20 protein-coding genes and 2 pseudogenes are annotated in these 18985 nt (G+C 63.0%); 16 read left to right on the top strand and 6 right to left on the bottom strand.

Annotation, left to right across the window (positions count from 1 at the left end):
* Positions 1 to 129: pseudogene (locus ACESNB_RS12580) on the bottom strand (IS256 family transposase); the annotation flags it as partial.
* 96 nt (positions 130 to 225) lie between these two features.
* On the opposite strand from ACESNB_RS12580, the gene ACESNB_RS12585 reads away from it, so the two are divergent.
* Positions 226 to 1170 carry an IS481 family transposase gene (locus ACESNB_RS12585; protein WP_373007850.1) on the top strand — a complete coding sequence of 315 codons (945 nt, stop codon included), beginning with the start codon at positions 226 to 228 and terminating at the stop codon, positions 1168 to 1170.
* Between the two features lie 7 nt (positions 1171 to 1177).
* Here ACESNB_RS12585 and ACESNB_RS12590 read toward each other — a convergent pair whose 3' ends face one another.
* Together ACESNB_RS12590 and ACESNB_RS12595 are read right to left on the bottom strand one after the other, a co-directional pair.
* Positions 1178 to 1645, bottom strand: a complete 468-nt coding sequence (locus ACESNB_RS12590) for a hypothetical protein (RefSeq protein WP_373007813.1) — start codon at positions 1643 to 1645, stop codon at positions 1178 to 1180.
* On the bottom strand, positions 1642 to 2526 hold the full coding sequence (locus ACESNB_RS12595) for a ParA family protein (protein WP_373007816.1): 885 nt from the start codon (positions 2524 to 2526) through the stop codon (positions 1642 to 1644). The genes ACESNB_RS12590 and ACESNB_RS12595 overlap by 4 nt, the downstream gene beginning before the upstream one ends.
* Before the next feature lie 209 nt (positions 2527 to 2735).
* Here ACESNB_RS12595 and ACESNB_RS12600 point away from each other — a divergent pair, with 209 nt between their 5' ends.
* Together ACESNB_RS12600 and ACESNB_RS12605 are read left to right on the top strand one after the other, a co-directional pair.
* The gene (locus ACESNB_RS12600) at positions 2736 to 3116 is read left to right on the top strand and encodes a phage portal protein (protein ID WP_373007818.1); all 381 of its coding nucleotides are present in this window, start codon (positions 2736 to 2738) and stop codon (positions 3114 to 3116) included.
* Between the two features lie 68 nt (positions 3117 to 3184).
* Positions 3185 to 4379, top strand: a pseudogene (locus ACESNB_RS12605) (phage major capsid protein).
* A 209-nt stretch (positions 4380 to 4588) separates the two neighbouring features.
* Here ACESNB_RS12605 and ACESNB_RS12610 read toward each other — a convergent pair.
* Entirely contained in the window at positions 4589 to 5035 is a 447-nt protein-coding gene (locus ACESNB_RS12610) for a hypothetical protein (RefSeq protein WP_373007820.1), read from the bottom strand.
* Between the two features lie 108 nt (positions 5036 to 5143).
* Between ACESNB_RS12610 and ACESNB_RS12615 the strand changes: the two genes are divergently transcribed.
* From ACESNB_RS12615 to ACESNB_RS12630, 4 genes are read left to right on the top strand one after another with little or no spacing between them, the layout of a single operon-like run.
* Entirely contained in the window at positions 5144 to 5692 is a 549-nt protein-coding gene (locus tag ACESNB_RS12615) for a hypothetical protein (RefSeq protein WP_373007822.1), read from the top strand.
* Positions 5689 to 6369: a hypothetical protein gene (locus ACESNB_RS12620; protein ID WP_373007824.1), complete on the top strand. Its 681-nt coding sequence runs from the start codon at positions 5689 to 5691 to the stop codon at positions 6367 to 6369. Before ACESNB_RS12615 ends, ACESNB_RS12620 begins: the two co-directional genes overlap by 4 nt.
* The gene (locus ACESNB_RS12625; protein ID WP_373007826.1) at positions 6332 to 6538 is read left to right on the top strand and encodes a hypothetical protein; all 207 of its coding nucleotides are present in this window, start codon (positions 6332 to 6334) and stop codon (positions 6536 to 6538) included. Before ACESNB_RS12620 ends, ACESNB_RS12625 begins: the two co-directional genes overlap by 38 nt.
* A gap of 45 nt (positions 6539 to 6583) precedes the next feature.
* A complete protein-coding gene (locus tag ACESNB_RS12630) occupies positions 6584 to 7438 on the top strand; it encodes a DnaJ C-terminal domain-containing protein (RefSeq protein WP_373007828.1) in 855 nt (284 codons plus the stop codon).
* 14 nt (positions 7439 to 7452) lie between these two features.
* Here the strand turns inward: ACESNB_RS12630 and ACESNB_RS12635 are convergent, their stop codons facing one another.
* Positions 7453 to 9867 (bottom strand): EAL domain-containing protein, encoded by a 2415-nt coding sequence (locus tag ACESNB_RS12635; protein ID WP_373007830.1) that lies wholly within the window; start codon positions 9865 to 9867, stop codon positions 7453 to 7455.
* Between the two features lie 158 nt (positions 9868 to 10025).
* Between ACESNB_RS12635 and ACESNB_RS12640 the strand changes: the two genes are divergently transcribed.
* From ACESNB_RS12640 to ACESNB_RS12670, 7 genes are all read left to right on the top strand, one after another.
* Entirely contained in the window at positions 10026 to 10340 is a 315-nt protein-coding gene (locus ACESNB_RS12640; RefSeq protein WP_373007832.1) for a PepSY domain-containing protein, read from the top strand.
* A gap of 34 nt (positions 10341 to 10374) precedes the next feature.
* A complete protein-coding gene (locus ACESNB_RS12645; RefSeq protein ID WP_340692171.1) occupies positions 10375 to 11058 on the top strand; it encodes a response regulator transcription factor in 684 nt (227 codons plus the stop codon).
* 25 nt (positions 11059 to 11083) lie between these two features.
* Positions 11084 to 12511 carry an ATP-binding protein gene (locus ACESNB_RS12650; protein ID WP_373007834.1) on the top strand — a complete coding sequence of 476 codons (1428 nt, stop codon included), beginning with the start codon at positions 11084 to 11086 and terminating at the stop codon, positions 12509 to 12511.
* Positions 12508 to 13104 carry a tetratricopeptide repeat protein gene (locus ACESNB_RS12655; protein ID WP_373007836.1) on the top strand — a complete coding sequence of 199 codons (597 nt, stop codon included), beginning with the start codon at positions 12508 to 12510 and terminating at the stop codon, positions 13102 to 13104. The genes ACESNB_RS12650 and ACESNB_RS12655 overlap by 4 nt, the downstream gene beginning before the upstream one ends.
* 86 nt (positions 13105 to 13190) lie before the next feature.
* Positions 13191 to 13610 (top strand): cytochrome c maturation protein CcmE, encoded by a 420-nt coding sequence (locus ACESNB_RS12660; protein ID WP_373007838.1) that lies wholly within the window; start codon positions 13191 to 13193, stop codon positions 13608 to 13610.
* 1 nt (position 13611) lies between these two features.
* Positions 13612 to 15507, top strand: coding sequence for a heme lyase CcmF/NrfE family subunit (locus tag ACESNB_RS12665; RefSeq protein ID WP_373007840.1), 1896 nt, complete (start codon positions 13612 to 13614; stop codon positions 15505 to 15507).
* Positions 15504 to 15917 carry a cytochrome c-type biogenesis protein CcmH gene (locus ACESNB_RS12670; RefSeq protein ID WP_373007842.1) on the top strand — a complete coding sequence of 138 codons (414 nt, stop codon included), beginning with the start codon at positions 15504 to 15506 and terminating at the stop codon, positions 15915 to 15917. The genes ACESNB_RS12665 and ACESNB_RS12670 overlap by 4 nt, the downstream gene beginning before the upstream one ends.
* On the opposite strand, the gene ACESNB_RS12675 is transcribed toward ACESNB_RS12670, so the two are convergent.
* Positions 15914 to 16465, bottom strand: coding sequence for an A24 family peptidase (locus ACESNB_RS12675; protein WP_373007844.1), 552 nt, complete (start codon positions 16463 to 16465; stop codon positions 15914 to 15916). The two genes, ACESNB_RS12670 and ACESNB_RS12675, sit on opposite strands and share 4 nt — an antisense overlap.
* 167 nt (positions 16466 to 16632) lie before the next feature.
* Here ACESNB_RS12675 and ACESNB_RS12680 point away from each other — a divergent pair, with 167 nt between their 5' ends.
* Entirely contained in the window at positions 16633 to 17868 is a 1236-nt protein-coding gene (locus tag ACESNB_RS12680; RefSeq protein WP_373007846.1) for an alpha/beta fold hydrolase, read from the top strand.
* A gap of 88 nt (positions 17869 to 17956) precedes the next feature.
* A partial coding sequence (locus ACESNB_RS12685) for a trypsin-like peptidase domain-containing protein (RefSeq protein WP_373007848.1) occupies positions 17957 to 18985 on the top strand: 1029 nt, incomplete at its 3' end.

The following is an 18985-nucleotide window of genomic DNA, read 5'->3' on the forward strand; positions in this document are numbered from 1 at the left end:
GAGGAAGCCTTCGAGCTCAGCATCAACTGCTGTCGCGATCAATTGCTGCGCCCCTGTTCTCAACAAATCCGTCAGCGCGTCCGTCATCCCGTCTCGACGCGCAAAATCAACAATGTTACTCGTTTCCATGGTGGTGTATCTTCTTGGGTTGGGTTGCTGTCTCACAACAACAAAACAACCAGATACGCCGCCAACCTTCAAACCGCTCAAACACCAGATTCAGTCATAGCTCCCCGAACCACGCCCCATAGTCGAGCCGAGATGGTCCGGCGTGTGATTGAGGAAGGCGCAAGCAGGAGCGCCGTCGCCAAAGCCTTCGGCGTGTGCTGCAAGACTGTCAGCAAGTGGGTAGACCGCTTACTTGCGGAAGGGCCCGAAGGCCTCAGGGAGCGCTCTTCGCGTCCGCACCGGCTGTATCGCCCGACGCCCGGTACGATCGTCGAGACGGTCATCAAGCTACGTCGCCAACGCTTGCCGGGACACGAGATCGCCCACCGATGCAAGGTTTCGCCAGCCACAGTCAGTCGTATCCTGCGCGCCGTAAGGCTCAGCCGGGCCAGAGATCTCGATCCGCCTGAACCGCCCCGCCGCTACGAGCACCCAAATCCCGGTGACATGATCCATATCGACATCAAGAAGCTCGGGCGCTTCGGGCGTCCCGGGCACCGCATCACCGGAAGCAGGAAGAGCAAGTCTATCCATCGCGGCATCGGCTGGGAGTATGTCCATGTCGCCGTGGATGACGCCTCACGCGTCTCCTTTAACCAGATCCATCCCGACGAAAAAGCCTCCAGTGCCGTCGACCACCTGAAGGCCTGCGTGGCTTACTACAAGCGTCTGGGTGTCGCCGTCCGGCGGGTGATGACAGACAATGGTGCGTGCTATCGTTCGACCGCCTTCAAAAATACCTGTCGCGAGCTCGGCCTCAAACATGTCCGGACCAAACCCTACACGCCCCGGACAAACGGAAAGGCCGAACGCTTCATCCAGACCGCCCTCAGGGAATGGGCTTACGCCAGGTCCTACAATACCTCAGACCAGAGGGCCGCCTGCCTCGCAGGCTGGACACATCGATACAACTTCCATCGACCCCATGGCGGCATTCAACATCAAACTCCCATCAGTCGACTCGGTCTAACCGTGGACAACCTGTTGAGACTCCACAACTAGGGAGCGTTCAGTTGCCTGAGCGGAAGGACTTGCGACCGAAATAGCTGTTCCTGGGGGTGCCCTCATCGGTGGGCGGCCTGTCATCGGGAGCGTCTGTGGCCGGCGTGTCGGCTTGGGGTGTGGCCGCAGGTTTAGTCATGGTCAGGTCGCCGGACATGACCTTGCGGATGTGGGCGGCGGCGGCGCCAGCAGTGGAGACTTCGAAATCGTCGACGGCCTTGTCGATGCGCTTGGCGAGCAGACGCGCTTGGTGGGCTGACAGGCGTTTGAGTTCCGTTTCGAAAATATCGGTGCCGACCGCATCGCGCAGGGCGGCCATGTCATCGCATGTCTGGCCGCCCGCATTCATGAGCTTGCGAACGAGCAGGCCGGTGGCGGCGGCAAAGTCCTTGTCGAGCAGCTTGCCGAAACGGTCGCGATTGTCGAGCAGGGCGGCCAGTGCGGCGGTGCCCCCGGTCGCCGTCAGTCCGCTCATTTCAGCCGCTCCTGAACTTCCTTGAGAAGCTTGTCGATGATGCCGAGCGCTTCGCCGGGCCATTTGGCGGCGAGGGTCGGGTCCGGGCCGAGCTCGAGCGGGTTGGAGGCAAAACCGGTCTTGAGCGGGATGACGGTGTTGAACATTTCGAATTCGGCTTCCTTGGAATTCGCCGCTTCGCGCATGGCCTGGAGGACCACTTTCTGGTGTGGCGTGTCGTCGTATCGCGTGGCCAGCACGACGGGCAGGCTTTCGATATCCCTGTCTCGCAGATTCTGCATGATGTCGCCAGTGAAGAGGTCGAGGCCCAGCGTGGACATGAAATCCGGGATCGTGGGGACGATGATCAGGTGGCTGGCGGCGAGCACGCTTTCGGTCATCACCGATATGCCGGGGGGGCAATCGCAAATGATGACGTCATAGTCAGTTTTAAGGAGGTTGAAATCGTCGCGCAGGCGGCGGCCGACCTGGCCCTGCAGGGCCTCCATCGAATATTTCTTGGCGGTGAGTTCATAGATCAGCTCGCGCTCTGTCTTGCGCAGGCGGGGCGAGGACGGGATCAGGTCCAGCGGCAGCGACTTGCCCTCATAGGTGACGTCGCTTGCATTGGTGACGACAAACTCGGACAGGCGTTTCTGTTCGCCGGCAAAGAAGTTCTCGAGCAGCCAGTCGGAAATCGTCGCGTATTCATTGATCGCCTGGAACAGGTGTTCGTCGCCTTCATGGCCATAGACGAGCAGGGACGCGTTGGCTTGGGTGTCGAGATCGACGACGAGCGTGCGGCGCCCGGATGCCGCATAGGCTTCGGCGAGGCTGACGCAGGTGGTTGTCTTGCCGACACCGCCCTTCGAGTTCGCGATCGAGATCACGTGTGCCGACATACTGCTAGCTCCTCTTCCCCTGTCACCAGCGCGGCACAAAGCAGATTTGGTCCCGCATGGCTATTGCCTGCGCGCGGAAAAATGCAGGAACCGGGCGCCGTTTTCCATCAGCTTTCCAATGTAATGCCCGAGGATTCCTTGAGAAATCGGATTTCTTCTCCGGCCGGGGGCCTGGCCGGGCTAAATTCGCGGCATCGGAAGACGTTCCCATGGAAGCCAGGCGCGATATGAATACGAGCTGGCCCTTTGCACGGACACGGCGAGAATCGAAGGCCGCTGTGCCGCTGGTTGCCCTGTCACAGCTGGGCTCTCCGGTCTGGGGCGGGCGCGACGCGGCGGCGCTGACGCAGGACTGCTCTTTGCGCAATGCGGTGGCTTATCGCTGTGTGCGCATGGTGGCGGAGGCAGCCGCCAGTGTGCCGCTGGTGACACAGCATGACCGGGCGGCGAAATTACTGCGCCAGCCAGCACCCGACATGGCGGGGGCGAGTTTTCTCGAGGGCGTCTACACGCAGGTCCAGCTGGCGGGGAACGCTTTTGTCGAAGCGGTGCAGATCGACGGGCGGACGGGCATCGCGGCGAGCGGATGATCCGCCGGGAGGAGTCGGGCTGGAGCCCGGTACTGCATCTCAAACTGTTCAACCCGGTCGATGACGTGATGGGGCTTCCTCCTCTGGGCGCGGCCCGTCGGGCGCTGGACCTGCACAATGCGAGCGCGGACTGGGCCAAGGTGCTGATCGACAATTCGGCCAAGCCGTCGGGTGCGCTGGTCTATGGCGCCGGCGGGCGGTTGCCGGACGACCAGTACGAGACCCTGAAGGCCGAACTGGAGGCGCACTATGCCGGGGCGGCGAATGCCGGGCGGCCCTCGTTGCTGGAAGGCGGTCTGGAATGGCAGCCGATGTCGCTGTCACCGTCGGAGATGGATTTCCAGGAGGCGCGTAACGCGGCCGCACGCGAGATCGCGCTGGCGCTAGGCGTGCGGCCAATGCTGCTGGGGATTCCGGGCGACAATACGTATTCGAACTATCGCGAGGCCAATCTTGCCTTCTGGCGGATGACTGTCTTGCCGCGGGCAGAGAAGACAGTGGCGGCCCTGTCGCTTTGGCTGGACGCGCCTTTTGACGGGGATGTGGATGTGCGCTGCGACATGGACCGGGTGCCGGCTCTGTCGGTGGAGCGTGACGCGCTGTGGGCGCGGCTGGAGAGTGCGAGCTTCGCGACGCTGGACGATTCCTATGCCAATATCGATGCCTGGCTGGCCGACGAGGTGGAGAGCGCCTTTGCCGCGCAGGAATCTGCCGCCTTTGTGAGCGACGACGGGACGGTAAAGCCGCGCGGCTTCCTCGACTATGAGATTGTCGCTGAAGCAAGCAATGTCTGGGGCAAGATCGGATCCGTGGCGGGGGACTTCACGCTGGACGATGCCGCCGACCAGGTCATCGACTTGATCTATACGCCGAAGAGCCAGTTCCGGGCCAGCGCGCGTTTCGTGATGAACCGGCGTACCGTGTCAGCCGTCCGCAAACTGAAGGATGTCGACGGGCGTTACCTGTGGCAGCCGGGCAGCGGCGGCGATCATGGGCTATGGCGTGACCGAGATGGAAGACATGCCGGATATCGGAGCCAGCAACGCGGCAATAGCGTTCGGGGACTTCCGGCGCGGCTACCTGATGTCCGACCGACAGGGCGCACGCGTGCTGCGCGACCCGTATTCGGCCAAGCCGTACGTGCTGTTCTACACGACCAAGCGCGTCGGTGGCGGGGTTCAGAATTTTGATGCCATTAAAGCAATGGTTTTCTGGCTTTTCAATTCCGTTTTACTTTCAAACCAAGGAGACGACCATGATTGAATGCGTGATTATTGCCCTGATCCGGCAGGACAGCGTTGCTGACCAAGCCGTAGCAGGAGGAATTCACGACAAGAGCTGCCGAGGCGCTGGCGACGCTGATCAAATCGACGGAGACCGGCATTGATGACGAACTGGTGGGCCAGGTCGGCCTGCCGGTGGGCGGGATGATCATCTCGAAACTGACGGCACTGGTCTAGGCGCGGCGGACCTCACTCGAAGGAGAGGTGGCAGGCGCCGAGGATGCGGAACATGTGGTAGCGGACGCGGGCGTCAGAGCTGGTCATCAGGTTGGAGTAGGACTGGATGGCCTGCGGGGTGGCGATGCCGATCTCATGTTCAAAGAGGGCGGTGTCGCCAGTCTCGGCCTCGTAGCGGTTGCTTGCCATTGTGGCCCAGTAACCGGCAGCGAGTTGGCTTTCGGCGGGGCGCAGGTCGGGATCGAGATCGGCGATGAAGTCGGCATCCCAGTCCGTGGCAGCGCTTTGCGACCAGACGGCCCAGTGGGTGGCGCAGGCGACCGTGTTGGCAGCGGTTTGCGGCACGGCGCCAGATTCCACGCCGTGCTGGTAGTTGCCGTTCATATAGTCCGTTCTCTGCGCGGTTGCGGGCAGGGCGAAGAGGACCAGGGCGGCGGCGAGGAGAAGAGAACGAGGCAAAGACGGCTCCGGGAGCAGGGACGGGGATTGGCTATCATACTTCCCCACTAGTGCTGAACCAAAAGGAAACAGCCCGCTGAAGGGCTGACAGGAAACGGGATTATTCAGATGACACTGACGGTGATCATACCGCCGGACGGGGAAGCTTTGTCCCTGAAAGCGGCGAAGGACTACCTGCGCATCGGCACGGATGCCGAGGATGCGCTGGTGACAGCGCTGATCGCGTCGGCATGGGCGCGGCTGGAGGCGGCGAGCGGGCTGGCGCTGGTGACGCGCACGCTGGAGCAGGCATGGGAGGAATGGCCGCGCGGGATGACGCGAGGCGGGGCGTGGCTGGGCGCCGGACCGGTATCGGCTTTGTTGTCTGTCAGCGTGGTGGATGCGGAGGCGACGGCGGAACTGATGACCGGGCGGTTCCGGGTGCGCTGCGGGCGGCTGGAGCTGAGGCCGTGGAATGCGCTGCCACTGGTGCTCGAGGGCGGGCGGATCGAAGCCGTGTTCGATGCAGGCTATGGCGCAGCAGCGGATGTACCAGAGGACCTGGTGCTGGCGCTGAAGCTGCTGGTGCTGGAGGCCTATCGGCGCGGGACGGCGGGTAGCGACCTGCCCGAAGGGGTGAACGCGATCGTGTCGGCGCGGCGCAGGGTGAAGCTGTGAGCGGGCGGGCGGAGGCGGCGGTGCAGGCGGCTTTGATGGCGGGCCTGCGAGGGGATGCGGCTGTGGTGGCGGCATGGGCAGACCCATGGCCCTGCGAGGTGCGTGTGCTGGCGGGCCTCGCGGTAAATGCGATGCGCGAACGCTTGGTGCCGACCCGGCCCGCCGTGATCGGACGACTGGTTGAGGCGGCCACAGCCGGGCCGGTCGGGCGGTGGGACGGGGCGAGTGTGCTGCGCGTGTATTCACCCGGCGGTGCGTTTGGGAACCTGCCAGAAGCGCTTGTGCTTGGCGGCGGTAATGCGGCGCTGGTGGAGACAGATGCAGGTTGGGAATTGATCCAGTTTGCCTGTGCCGAACTGGTGGACGTGGATACGGGGGAGTTGAGCGGCTTGTTGCGGGGGCAACAGGGCAGCGTGAGCGCAGCGGCGGAGACCGGGGCGCGGATGGTCCTACTGTACGAGGCCGTGGTTCGCACGTCGGTCAGTCCGGGCGAAGTTGGGCTGGACGTCGATTGGCGTGCGGCTGGGGGTGAGGTCGCTGCCACTTTGGCCTTTAAGAATGTGGCAGGCCTGCCCCTGGAGCGTGGCGCACTTGCGGCGTTCGGGCGACCAGTTGCAGTGGACACGGCGCGGCACAGACGTGGCCGAGAGCTGGACGTTTCCGGAGGCGGCGAATGATGCGCGGTTCGCGGTGGATGTCGATGAAGCCAGCGGGTTTGGAGCCCGGTTTGACGTGGCAGTGCCGGAGGCGACGCTTCCCGGTGGCGCAACTGCCGCGCGGGTGGCCGAGATTGGCGCTGATGGTCGCACCGGGCCATGGGTTTCAATCGGGCCCGGAACACCCTAACTCTGTGCGGAACTGATTTTTCACAAAGATAAGGAAGCCCCGCCCTTGGCCCTGGATCCCTACACCGTGCTTGGCGTTCCCCGCACCGCGAGTGAGGGCGAGATAAAAAAAACCTATCGCAACAAGGCAAAAGCCCTGCACCCGGACTTGCACCCCGACGATTCCAAGAAGATGGAAGAGTTCAAGCGCGTGTCTCAGGCCTGGGACATTCTTGGCGACAAGGAGAAGAAGGGCAAGTTCGACCGGGGCGAAATCGATGGCGACGGCAACCCGGCTGGATTTCCCGGCGGCAGTAGCCATCGTTGGGAATCGCGCGGCGGTCGTCCGTTCGACGGCGCACAGGGCGATCCATTTGAAGACATCCTGGGCGGCATGTTCGGGGGAGGCGGGCGTCGGCGCAATCCAGGCCCGCAAAAGGGCCGCGACATACGATACCGGGTGGAAATCTCGTTCGAGGATGCGATCACGGGCGCGCGTCGCCGCATGACCATGGCCGACGGCACCGCGCTGGACGTCAACATTCCGGCAGGAATCGACACGGGCCAGACGCTGCGCCTCAAGAGCCAGGGCCAGCCTTCGCCCAATGGCGGAGCCCCCGGCGATGCGCTGCTGGAAGTGGAAGTGCGGCCCAGCAATATCTGGGAGCGGGACGGCAAGGACCTGCGCATGACCGTTCCGATCAGCCTGAAGACAGCGGTGATGGGCGGCAGCGTCGAGGTCAGGACGCCTTCAGGCCCTGTGACGCTGAAAGTCCCGGCTGGCTCAAACTCGGACGCCCAGCTTCGCCTGCGCGGCAAGGGCGTGCAGGCCAGTACGCCGGGAAACCTGTATGCGCGGCTGAAGATCATGCTGGATGATCCGAATGATCCCGGACTGAAGAAGTGGGCCGAAGGCAAGTAACGCCGGTCCGTGCGTCAGGCTGCGTGCGAGGTAGAGACGCCTAACGGCCTGTCGATCCAACTGCGATCGATAGCCAAGGGCTGCGGCCGGGCGATAAGATAGCCCTGCAATTCTTCACAGCCGAGCAGCGAGAGGGCCGCCGCCTGGTCCTCGGTTTCGACCCCTTCGGCCACGACCGGTATTTTCAGCGCATGCGCAAGGTGGATGATCGATTCCACGATGGCCCGTGATTTATGATCGGCATTCATTGCTGCCACGAAGGACCGGTCGATCTTGATTCGATCGAACGGGAAGATCTGGACATAGCTCATTGATGAATAGCCGGTTCCGAAATCGTCCAGCGCGATCTGGACGCCGATCAGCTTGAGTTCGTTCAGGACGGACACCGCGAGTAGCGTGTTCTGGATCAGGGCGGTTTCGGTGATTTCGAGTTCGAGGCGGCTTGGCGTGATGCCGCTGCCAGACAGGGCCAGTCGCACGTTTTCAACGAGATCAGGATCGAGAAATTGCCTGGCCGACAGATTGACGGCGACTGTAATGTTCTCGTCCCACGCGGCGGCCGCTTCGCAGGCGGCGCGCAGGGTCCATTTTCCGATCTGGTTAATCAGCAGGCTCTGCTCTGCGATGGGAATGAACTGGTCAGGATAGACGAGCCCATGATCGGGCCGGTGCCACCGGATCAATGCTTCCTGACTGACGATCGCGCGCGTGCGGCTGCAGACCTTGGGCTGGTAGTGGAGTTCAAACTGTTCCAGCATGACAGCCTTGTGGAGGTCCGCTTCGAGCGTGCGGCGGTCTTCGTGCTCGCGGTGCAGCCGGCGGCCATAGAATCGGTAACAGCCGCGCCCGGCTTTCTTTGCGGAATAGAGCGCCCGGTCGGCGGACGTGAGCACCCTTGTCAGACCACCTGAAGGCGGCACGCCCACCGAAATGCCTATGCTGGCGCCGACCGAGAGCGTGCGCTGGCCTATTTTGATCGGTTCGGAAATGGCCGCGAGGAGCGCTCGAGCGGTTGCCGCGACCTGTGCCTTGTCTGTGCAGTCGCGCAGGAGAACGGCAAATTCGTCTCCGCTGAGGCGCGCAACGAGGTCGCCCTTGCTGAGGCAACGGGCCATGCGACGAGCGACCGTTTTCAAAAGCAGGTCACCGGCCTGGTGCCCGAACTGGTCATTCACTTCCTTGAAATCATCAATATCGATGATCATTACCGCCAGATCGTAAGTGGCGGCTGGATTATTCTTGATGGCGAACGACAGCGCCATGTTGAAGGCGACGCGATTGGCCAGACCGGTCAGAGCGTCGCGATAGGCCAGTGCGCGCACCTTGGCTTCGTTTCGGATGCGCTCGGTCTGGTCGTGCACGGCAAACACGATGAAGGAGCCAGCATTGTCGGAGATCGCGCGGCTCTTGATATCGACAATAATCCGGCTGCCATTGGCGAACGTGAGTGATCGTTCCGGGAAATTTTGGTCCGTGAGCAGGGACAGGTCCGTTAGGTCATCCATCTGCAGCAGGTCGGTTATCTGGCGACCGCAGAGCGCGTCGCGCGGTGTATCGAGCATGGTCTGAGCCGTCAGGTTCGCCTCGACCACCTTGCCGCTGCTGGCGACGACGAACATGCCTTCCAGGGCCGAGTCCGCGAGCAGGGACAGTTTGCGTTTTTCTTGGCTTCGCATGGACTGAATCAGGCGGTCGAGGCCGACAGCGAGGGCGGCCACAATGAGAATGAGGCCCGCGCCCAAAGCAATCACGAAACCGACATGGCCGGTGCTCAGCACCCAGACAGGGGCAGCGAACCCTTTGACGGGAATGAGTGTGGTGCCCGCTGCGCCGATGAAGTGGATCGACGCGACGGCGAAGAGGCTGGACAGCCAAGCGGTGCCACTGGCAAGTCGCGGTGACCTGAGCAATCCGGCAAAATAGGTGGCCGAGAAGCAGATAAAGCCGATGCCGAATGCAGCGAGATTGGTCGCGGGATCGTATTCGATAATGGCAGATGCCTTCAGGGCGCTCATGCCAAGGAAATGCATGGCGGCAACCGAAGATGTCGCGAAAATGGCGCACCCCAGCCGGCGTGCCACAGTCATTGCCGGTGTCGATGCGGTCTTTCCGGGCGTCAGCAGGGCCGCCGTCGCAATGAAGCCTGCAATCGTGATGAGGGGCGACAGGATCGTGATCCAGCCGTCGAACTCGACGGTGAAACCCGGGCGGTATCCCACAAGGGCAATGAAATGTGTCGCCCAGGCACCAATGCCCATGACCGTGCCGGCTGCGATCATCCAGATGAACTTTCCGCGTCGCGACAGGGTGACCAGGCTACGGACAAAGACGACCTGTGCGCACGCGCTGCTGAAGCCGAGGACGAGCGTCGCCATCAACACGTGAACGAAATCGTGTTCGTTCTCTATAAAGTTGAAAACGTAGTGCATTTCGAACGGGTCTTCATTTAGTGATAACCGAAAATACCGCTTTAAGGTTACAAAATCGAAAATCTGACTGCATTCGAAGGTTGAAGCCGCATGACGTGAACACCTCAGTGTCAGATGTTCACTTCACATTCAGGGCTTTGACCTTATACGCTGGGCCCATGAAGCGGATTTTTGCGTCTCTTGCAGCCATGGCGCTGTTGTCTGCCGGACCTGCGATTGCGCAGGGCTGGGGCGATTCCTTTTCGCCGGGACAGGCGCGCGACGCTGTACGCGATGGCAAGACCGTGCCGCTCAGCAAGATTTTCCAGATGCTGAAACGCGAATATGGCGGCTACCAGCTCGGCGCAGACCTTGTTTCAAAACAAGATGGCGGGGCCGAATATCACATAGATTGGATGACAGGTGACGGGCGCAAGATGCGCTTTGTCGTTGACGCCCAGTCCGGATCAATCACAGCTCGGCGCGGCGCGTAATCCGTGTTAACCCGTTGTACGGAAGGTAATTTCCATGCGTATCCTTGTTGTTGAAGACGACGCCGACCTGCGCCGCCAGCTGGCGGATGTCCTGTCCCAGTCTGGCTATGCCGTCGACCTCGCGGCCGATGGCGAGGACGGGCACTTCCTCGGCGATACGGAACCCTATGACGCGGTGATCCTCGATCTTGGCCTGCCCAAGATGGACGGTGTGAGCATCCTGAAGAAATGGCGTGCGGACGGAAAGTCCTTTCCCGTGCTTATCCTGACGGCACGCGACCAGTGGAGCGAAAAGGTGGCAGGCTTCGATGCCGGCGCCGACGATTACCTCGCCAAGCCGTTCGTGACGGAAGAATTGCTGGCACGCCTGCGGGCGCTGCTGCGCCGGGCCGCCGGGCATTCGGCTGCGACGCTTGAGGCCGGCAAGCTGATGGTCGATACGCGCGCTGCGCGGGCCATGGTCAATGGCGAGCCGATCAAGCTGACGGCGCACGAGTATCGCGTCCTTTCCTACCTGATGCACCATCAGGGCCGGGTCGTGCCGCGCACCGAACTGGTCGAGCATATCTATGATCAGGATTTCGATCGCGACTCGAACACAATCGAAGTGTTCATCGGACGCCTGCGCCGCAAGATCGGTGTTGAGCGTATCCAGACCGAGCGCGGTCTCGGCTATCGCCTGATCGTTCCTGAGAACGAGGCGCGCGTTGCAGGATAGGCACCTGGCGTGCCAGACCGTCTGAATGGATACACCGGGCAACCACGTCACGCGTTTCATTGATCGCTGGCCAGGCGTTTCGCTGGCCCGGCGGATGATGCTGGCGGCGGCGCTGTGGGGGCTGGTGGTTCTGATCGGCGGCGCGCTTGCCTTGTCGGCGCTGTACCGCGCGCAGACCCTGTCCCTTCTGGAAGAAGACCTTGAACAGACACTGGTTACGCTGACGCGCGAGATGACCCAGGGAGGGGCCTTCCTCGAAGACGGCCGGGTGACCGACGCCGAACGGGAATTCCTGTCGCATGACGCCCGATTCCAGACACAGTATTCAGGGCAGTACTGGGCCGTCGTTGGCCTGACGCCCGACTTCGCCATTCAAGGGGATCTGCGTTCCAAAAGCCTGTGGGATGAGCCGGTGCCCGTGACTCCTGAGCAGATCCGCCGAGCGGTTGCGGAACCGGGGATGGCGCAATTTGCGGATTTCGACGGGCCGGACGAGCAACGCGTCCGCGTGGCTGCCAAGGCGATCATCCTCGAGAACAGGGACACGCCGCTGGTGCTTGTCGCCGCAGCCGACCGCACGCCGAATGACGCGGCCGCCACACGCTTCCGCGGCATGCTCCTAGGGACGATGATCGCCCTGTTCGGTGGCGTGTTTGCGGCCATGGTGGCTGGCATCCGGTTTTCGTTGCAGCCGCTGAAGCGGATCGAGCGCGACATCGCGGATATTCGTGCGGGCACGCGGCAGACCTTGCGGGAAGGCTATCCGATAGAGGTTCGTCCCCTGACAGAGGAGCTGAACAAGCTGATCGGCCACAATCGTGATGTGGTCGAGCGCGCCCGCACCCATGTCGGCAATCTCGCGCATGCGCTGAAAACCCCGATTGCGGTGCTGCGCAACGAAGCGAAGGGCGACGCACAGCTGGACGATGTCGTGCGGCGACAGACCGAATCCATGCATGCGAATGTCGAGCACTATTTGAAGCGCGCGCGGATGGCGGCGCGGGCCGAGACTCTGGGCGCGCGCACGGATGTGGCGCCGGTAGTCGAGGCGCTTGCCCGGTTGCTGAACCGGCTGTTCGATGCCAAGGGCATCAATGTCAGCGTTGTGGGTGATACGGGCGCGGTGTTTCGCGGCGAGAAACAGGATTTCGAGGAAATGATCGGCAACCTGATGGACAATGCCTGCAAGTGGGCGAAGGCTGATGTGCTGGTGCGAATTTCGGACGCGGCGCAGGAACTGGTGATCGATGTCGAGGATGACGGGCCGGGCCTGTCGCCAGTGGAACGCGAAGGTGCACTGAAGCGCGGCGTGCGGCTGGACGAGACGATACCCGGTACGGGCCTTGGCCTGTCGATCGTCACCGAACTGGCCGAACTGCACAAAGGCCGGCTTGAACTGGACAAAAGCGCACAGGGCGGCCTTCGCGCGCGGCTGAGGTTTCCGAAATCATGACCCGTATCCAGATGATCATCGTCGCGGTTTGCCTGGCGCTTGGCGTGGGCGGGTATCTTGTCATCGGGCGGCCGGGTATGGCCGACAGTCCCATGGCCGAACGCCAGCACGAAATCATGGAAAAGATCCGCAACGCGCCGGAAACGCTGACGGCGGCTGAAACGCTGGCGCGCCTGGAGCGGACGGCAGTTGACAAGCCCGACGCGCCAGAGCCGCATTATTTCATCGCCGAATTGCTGCGCGGCCAGAATCGTCCGGACGATGCCGCACGGGCCTACCAGTCGGCCCTGCGGCGGGATGCGACATATGTGCCCGCGTTGGTCGGGCTGGCACAGGTGCTGGTCGAAATGGGCGACGGTGCGGTTGGCCCGGACGCGGCCCGGCTGTTTGCGCGAGCGTACGAACTGGACGACACACAGGTACAGGCGGGCATGTGGGCGGCCATGGGCGCCGCGCAGGCCGGCGACCAGGACAGGGCCGCGCAGATGATGCGGGCCGTGTTCGCCAAATTGCCGCCTGACGATCCGCGCCGCGACCGCTTCGGGGCGATGCTGGACGTGATTGGCGAGAGCGAGGCGCTCCCCGCAGAATAGCGACAGGCGCGCTGCTGCATCTGCCGCACTGTCAATTCCGGCGGTTGCCAGTATACACTGGCTCCATGAGAGCCCGGACCCGCAGATTGTGGACATTCGCCGTTGCCGCCGCCCTGTTGCTGGCCGCCGCGACGCTCGCTTTTGTCGCGCTGCGGCAGAATGCCAACCTGTTCTACACCCCTGAAGTTCTTGCTGAAAATGGTATTCCGGAGATCGGCAAGGACGTGAAGGTCGGCGGCTGGGTGGCGCCCGGTTCGCTCACCTATCCGGGCGATGGCAGCGAGATCGTGTTCACGGTCATCGACAATAGCCCCGCGACGATCACCGTGAGCTTTACCGGTATTGCGCCAGACCTGTTCCGCGAAGGACAGGGCGTGGTAGCGATCGGTTCGTTCGACGCGGATGGCAAGTTCACAGCGCGCCAGTTGCTGGCCAAGCACGACGAGAATTACCAGCCGCGCGAGCTGAAGCTGCTGGGCGCGGGCCCGGACGCAAGCGCCAGCTGACATGATCGAGCTTGGCCACCTTGCGGCATTCCTCGCGCTCGCGGCCTCGCTGGCGCAAGGCGTGCTGGGCCTGACAGGCGCACGGGCGCTGGCTGGGCGCGCTGCGATCGTGGCGTTTGCGGTGATGTCGCTGTCCTTCGCGACACTGCTGGTGGCGTTTGCGCAGTCCGACTTTTCGCTGGCCCTGGCCGTCAACAATTCCCACACGCTGAAGCCGATGATCTACAAGCTGGCCGGGGTCTGGGGAAACCATGAGGGCTCGATGGCGCTCTGGTGCCTGGTGACGCTGGGCTTCGGTGCGGCGGGGGCGCTGTGGATGCGCACGGGGCGTGATGTGTTCGAGGCGCGGGCGCTGGGCGTACAGGGATGGCTCGCCACGGGGTCGCTGGCCTACCTCCTGTTCGCCTCCTCGCCCTATTTACGGCTCGACCCTGCGCCGTTGCAGGGGGCTGGGCTCAATCCGGTCTTGCAGGACGTGGCGCTCGCCTCGCATCCGCCCATGCTCTATCTTGGCTATGTCGGCTTTTCCTTCGTGTTCGCGCTGGCGGCAGCGGGCCTGATCGACGGGCGGATCGACCGGGCGTGGGCAAAGGAGGCCCGGCGCTGGGCGCTGGCGGCCTTCATTCCGCTCACGATCGGGATCGCACTTGGCAGCTACTGGGCCTATTACGAGCTCGGCTGGGGCGGCTGGTGGTTCTGGGATCCGGTGGAAAATGCCTCGCTGATGCCGTGGCTGATCGGCGCGGCGCTCTTGCACTCGGTCGTGGTCACCGAAAAGCGTGGCAGCTTTGCCGCCTGGACGGCGCTGCTGGCGGTGCTGGCCTTCCTGTTCTCGATCATGGGTGCCTTCCTCGTACGCTCCGGCGTACTTACTTCGGTGCACGCGTTTGCGGTCGACCCGAAACGCGGGATGCTGCTGCTGGGCGGGCTGGTGGTCTATGGCGGCCTGGCGCTCTGCCTGTTTGCCGTTCGCGCGCCCAAACTGGAAGGCGGCAAGCCGTGGCAGATGCTGAGCCGCGAAGGCGCGCTGGCGACGAACAATGTGGTGCTTGTGGTGGCGGCGCTGACAGTGCTGCTGGGCACACTGTTCCCGCTGATCGCGGAAGCGACGGGCCGGACGATCTCGGTCGGCGAACCCTATTTCCGGCTGACCTTCGTGCCGATGCTGGCCGCGCTGCTGGCGGTGCTGCCGGTGGTGCAGGCCTGGACCTGGGGCAAGGCTGACCTTTCGGGCGTGTGGAAATGGGCGGCCGGCGGTGTCGGACTTGTGGCCGTGTTCCTGCTGCTGGGCGTCAGCCTGTGGGACATTCCGCTGGGCGCAGCGTTCGGACTGGCACTGGCCATTTGGCTGATTTTTGGCGCGCTATGGGAAGTGAGGCGGCGGGCGGTGACGCTGGCCCGCGTGCTCCGACTTCCCCTGAGGGTGTGGGGCATGACGCTGGCGCATATCGGGCTGGGCGTGTTCATCATGGGCGCGGTGGTCGAGACGACACAGCGCTACGAGGCGACGCTGGCGCTGCCGGCAGGCGGATCAGGCACTGTGGCGGGCTGGCACATCACGCTCAAGGATGTGCACGCGGTCGAGGGTCCGAACTGGTATGCCGATAAGGCGGTGCTGACGGCGCGCAAGGGCAGCATAAAGGCCGAGATGGCGCCGACGAAGCGCTACTATCCGGCCTCAAGGATGCCGACGACCGAAACGGCGATACACAAGACCGGCGGCGGCGATCTCTATATTGCGCTGGGCGACCGGCGCGACGTGGATGGCGAGACGCGCTGGGTGTTCCGGGTCTATTTCAACCCATTGATCGATTTCGTGTATCTTGGTGTCATGCTGATGGGATTGGGCGCCTTGTTCAGCCTGGTGCCGGCGAGACGCAGGAGGAACGCCCCATGATCAGGGCGTTGTTTCTGAGCCTGATCGCGTTCGGGTTTGCGTTGACGTCGATGGGCCAAGTCCTCGACGACCCGGCCGAGGAGGCGCGGGCGCAGGCGCTGATGCGGGAACTGCGCTGTGTGGCCTGCGAGAATGAGCCGATTTCGCAATCCTCCGCTGCGATCGCCGAGGACATGCGCGCGCGCGTAAGTGTGATGGTCGGTGAGGGCGCGAGCGATGGTGAGGTCCGCGACTGGTTCGAGAGCCGGTATGGCGAATTCGTGCTGTTCCGGCCGAAGCGCACCGGCCTGGAAGGCTTTATCCTGTGGGGCGCGCCGTTCGGTCTGCTCGTCATTGGCGGGCTGATTGCATTCGGCGTGGCACGGCGGCGCAAGGCAGGCGCCGAACCTCTGGTGCCGGACGAGATCTAGCCTAGCGGGACCAAAGCCATGTGGGGCGCGGCGAGCCAGACGACCCAGCCGCCAAGCGCGATCCACGGGCCGAACGCCATCGGCGTCGCCCCCGACAGCGAGCGCTTGCCGAAGAGGCTGGCGACCACGGCGCCGAGGAGACCCGACATGGACGCGACGAGCAGGACCGGGGCAAGGCCCGGCCAGGCGACCCAGATGCCGATGGCGCCGAGCAGTTTTGCGTCGCCGCGGCCAAGCCCGTCACGTCCGCGCAGGCGCTTGTAGGCAAGCTCCAGCCCGACCAGCGCGACATAACCGATGCCGGCGCCGAGCAGGTGATGTGGCCAGAGATCCGGCCGCGTCAGCGCAACCATGATGACGCCGAAGAGCAGGACAGTGAAGGTCAAGGCATCGGGCAGGCGCAGCGTGGCGATATCGATGGCTGAGAGGGCAATGAGCAGGGCGCCAAGGCTGAGCGACAGCAGAATCGTCCCCGGCGGAGCCAGGAGCCAGGCGCTGGCGATCATGGCCGGAATGGCAATCGCGAGAAAAATGTAGACTGGCTTCATGGTGGTTCGGACGGTTCCCGCGATTGGGTCTGGTCGTCACGAACGTCATGCCGACCGGGCAAGTCAAGCCTGTTCACCTTTTCAGTCACGCGAATGCGATGGACGCGGCCTTGCACCACGGGCCTGTGTCCGCCAGTTCTGTGACTGGACAAATTCAGGGAGCTGACATGGGCCAATCCAATCGCATCGAATTTCCCGGCCACGACGGCGGCCTGCTGGCGGCGCGCCTGGATACCCCCGTCTTCCGACCGCACGCATGGGCCCTGTTCGCCCACTGTTTTTCCTGTTCGAAGGATATTTATGCGGCGCGGGAGATCACGGCGGCGCTTGTGGAACAGCGTATCGGCGTGTTGCGGTTCGATTTTACCGGACTCGGCAATTCGGAGGGCGATTTTTCGAATACGAACTTCACGACCAATGTGCAGGACCTGGTGGCGGCGGCCAAATGGCTGGAAGAGGCGCATGGCGGACCGCAATTGCTGATCGGGCATTCGCTGGGCGGGGCAGCGGTGATCGTGGCGGCGCATGACATTCCGCAGGTGAAGGCGGTCGTCACCATTGGCGCGCCATCGGATGCCGCGCACGTGATCAAGGCGATCCGTACGCATGTCGAGCAAATCGAAGATGAAGGCGAGGCGGAGGTCCAGCTGGCCGGGCGGCCTTTCGTGCTGAAGCGGCAATTCCTGGAAGATGTGCGCGGGGCAAAGGTGACCGAGGCCGTGGGCGGGCTGAAGCGGCCTCTACTGGTCATGCACGCGCCGCTGGACGAGACTGTGGGTATCGAGAATGCGACCAACCTGTTCGTGGCCGCGCGACATCCGAAATCCTTCATCAGCCTCGACAAGGCGGATCACTTGCTGACATCGCCGGGCAATGCCCAACGGGCCGGGAAACTGATTGCTGTGTGGGCCGAGCCCTATGTTTTCGATGCCGGTGCGGCCATGCCCGTGCAGGAAGCCGGCGTAACCCGCGATGTGGTCGTCAGGGAGACCGGGCGCAGCAAATATGAGAATGCCGTCGTGATCGGCGACTATGTGTCAATCGCCGACGAACCGATCGATGTCGGCGGCGGCGGACGCGGGCCGGACCCGTATGAATACGTTGCAGCCGGGCTCGGCGCCTGCACCTCGATGACTTTGCGCATGTATGCCGACCGGAAGGGATGGCCGCTGGAGCACGTGGCCGTCTCGATCACCCATAGCAAGGATTATGTCGACGATTGCCTGCATTGCGAGGAAGGCCGGAAGATTGACGTGTTCGACCGCGCGATCACAATCGAGGGGAACCTGAACGCTGACCAGCGCGCCCGGATGATGGAAATTGCGGACAAATGCCCGGTTCACCAGACACTTGAGACGGGCGGGCACGTGCGAACGGTGGAAACCCCGACCAAATCCACCTAACTGACATTTAATGACCACATTGCCTGTGACATGTTTATCTATCCTATGATCGGCTAACCGACGCAATTTCAGTGACTTGGAGAGACTAATGAAGAAATTTGGCATTTCGAGACAAGCCCTCGTGGCGGCTGTCTTCGGCGCAGCGGCCGTGGGCACGCTGGTGCTGTCGCCGAAAATCTTCAGTCCGGAAGCGGGCGCGCAGCCTATTGCCATCGAGGCCCCCGGCGGCGCACCGCTCAGTTTTGCCGACTTGATCGAGCGGGTCGAGCCAGCTGTGGTCAGCGTCAACGTCGTCAGCGAGCGCGAAGTCGGCAAACTGGCCGACATGGAACAATTCTTCGAACAGTTCCGCGGCATGCCCGGATTTGACGAGTTCCTGCAGAACCGCAAGCAACAGGAAGAAGACAATCCGGAGCCCGAGACCCAGGAAGCGCGTTCGCTCGGGTCGGGCTTCCTGATTTCCAAGGATGGCTATGTCGTTACCAATAATCACGTTGTAGAAAACGCGACCGAGATCAAGGTCACCTTGAAGGATGGGCGCGAACTGGATGCCGAACTCGTCGGCACCGACCCGCAGACAGACCTCGCTGTCCTGCGCATCAAGGAAAAGGGCACGTATCCCTATGTCCGCTTTGGCAACTCGCATGACCTGCGCAAGGGCGACTGGGTGATTGCACTTGGCAACCCGTTTGGCTTGGGCGGCACGGCAACGGCAGGCATCCTGTCGGCTGACGGACGCGACATCGGCGCTGGTCCCTACACAGACTTTCTCCAGATCGATGCCTCGATCAACCGCGGCAACTCGGGCGGCCCGTCGTTCGACCTCAACGGCAACGTGGTCGGCGTCAACACCGCGATCTTCTCGCCTACCGGTGGATCTGTCGGTATCGGGTTTGCGATCCCGGCTGAACTGGCCAATGAAGTGACGCAGGCAATCATCAAGGACGGCCGCGTGTCGCGTGGCTGGCTGGGCGTAGCCATTCAGGACCTGACCGCAGACATGGCCGAGGCCCAGGGCCTGAAGGACAATGAAGGCGCGATCATCGCCGACGTCACCAACGGCAGCCCGGCTGAAAAGGGTGGACTTGAGCGTGGCGATATCATCCTCTCGGTGAAC

Origin of the sequence: Hyphomonas sp. (assembly GCF_041689225.1) — a bacterium.
Taxonomy (GTDB): Bacteria; Pseudomonadota; Alphaproteobacteria; order Caulobacterales; family Hyphomonadaceae; genus Hyphomonas.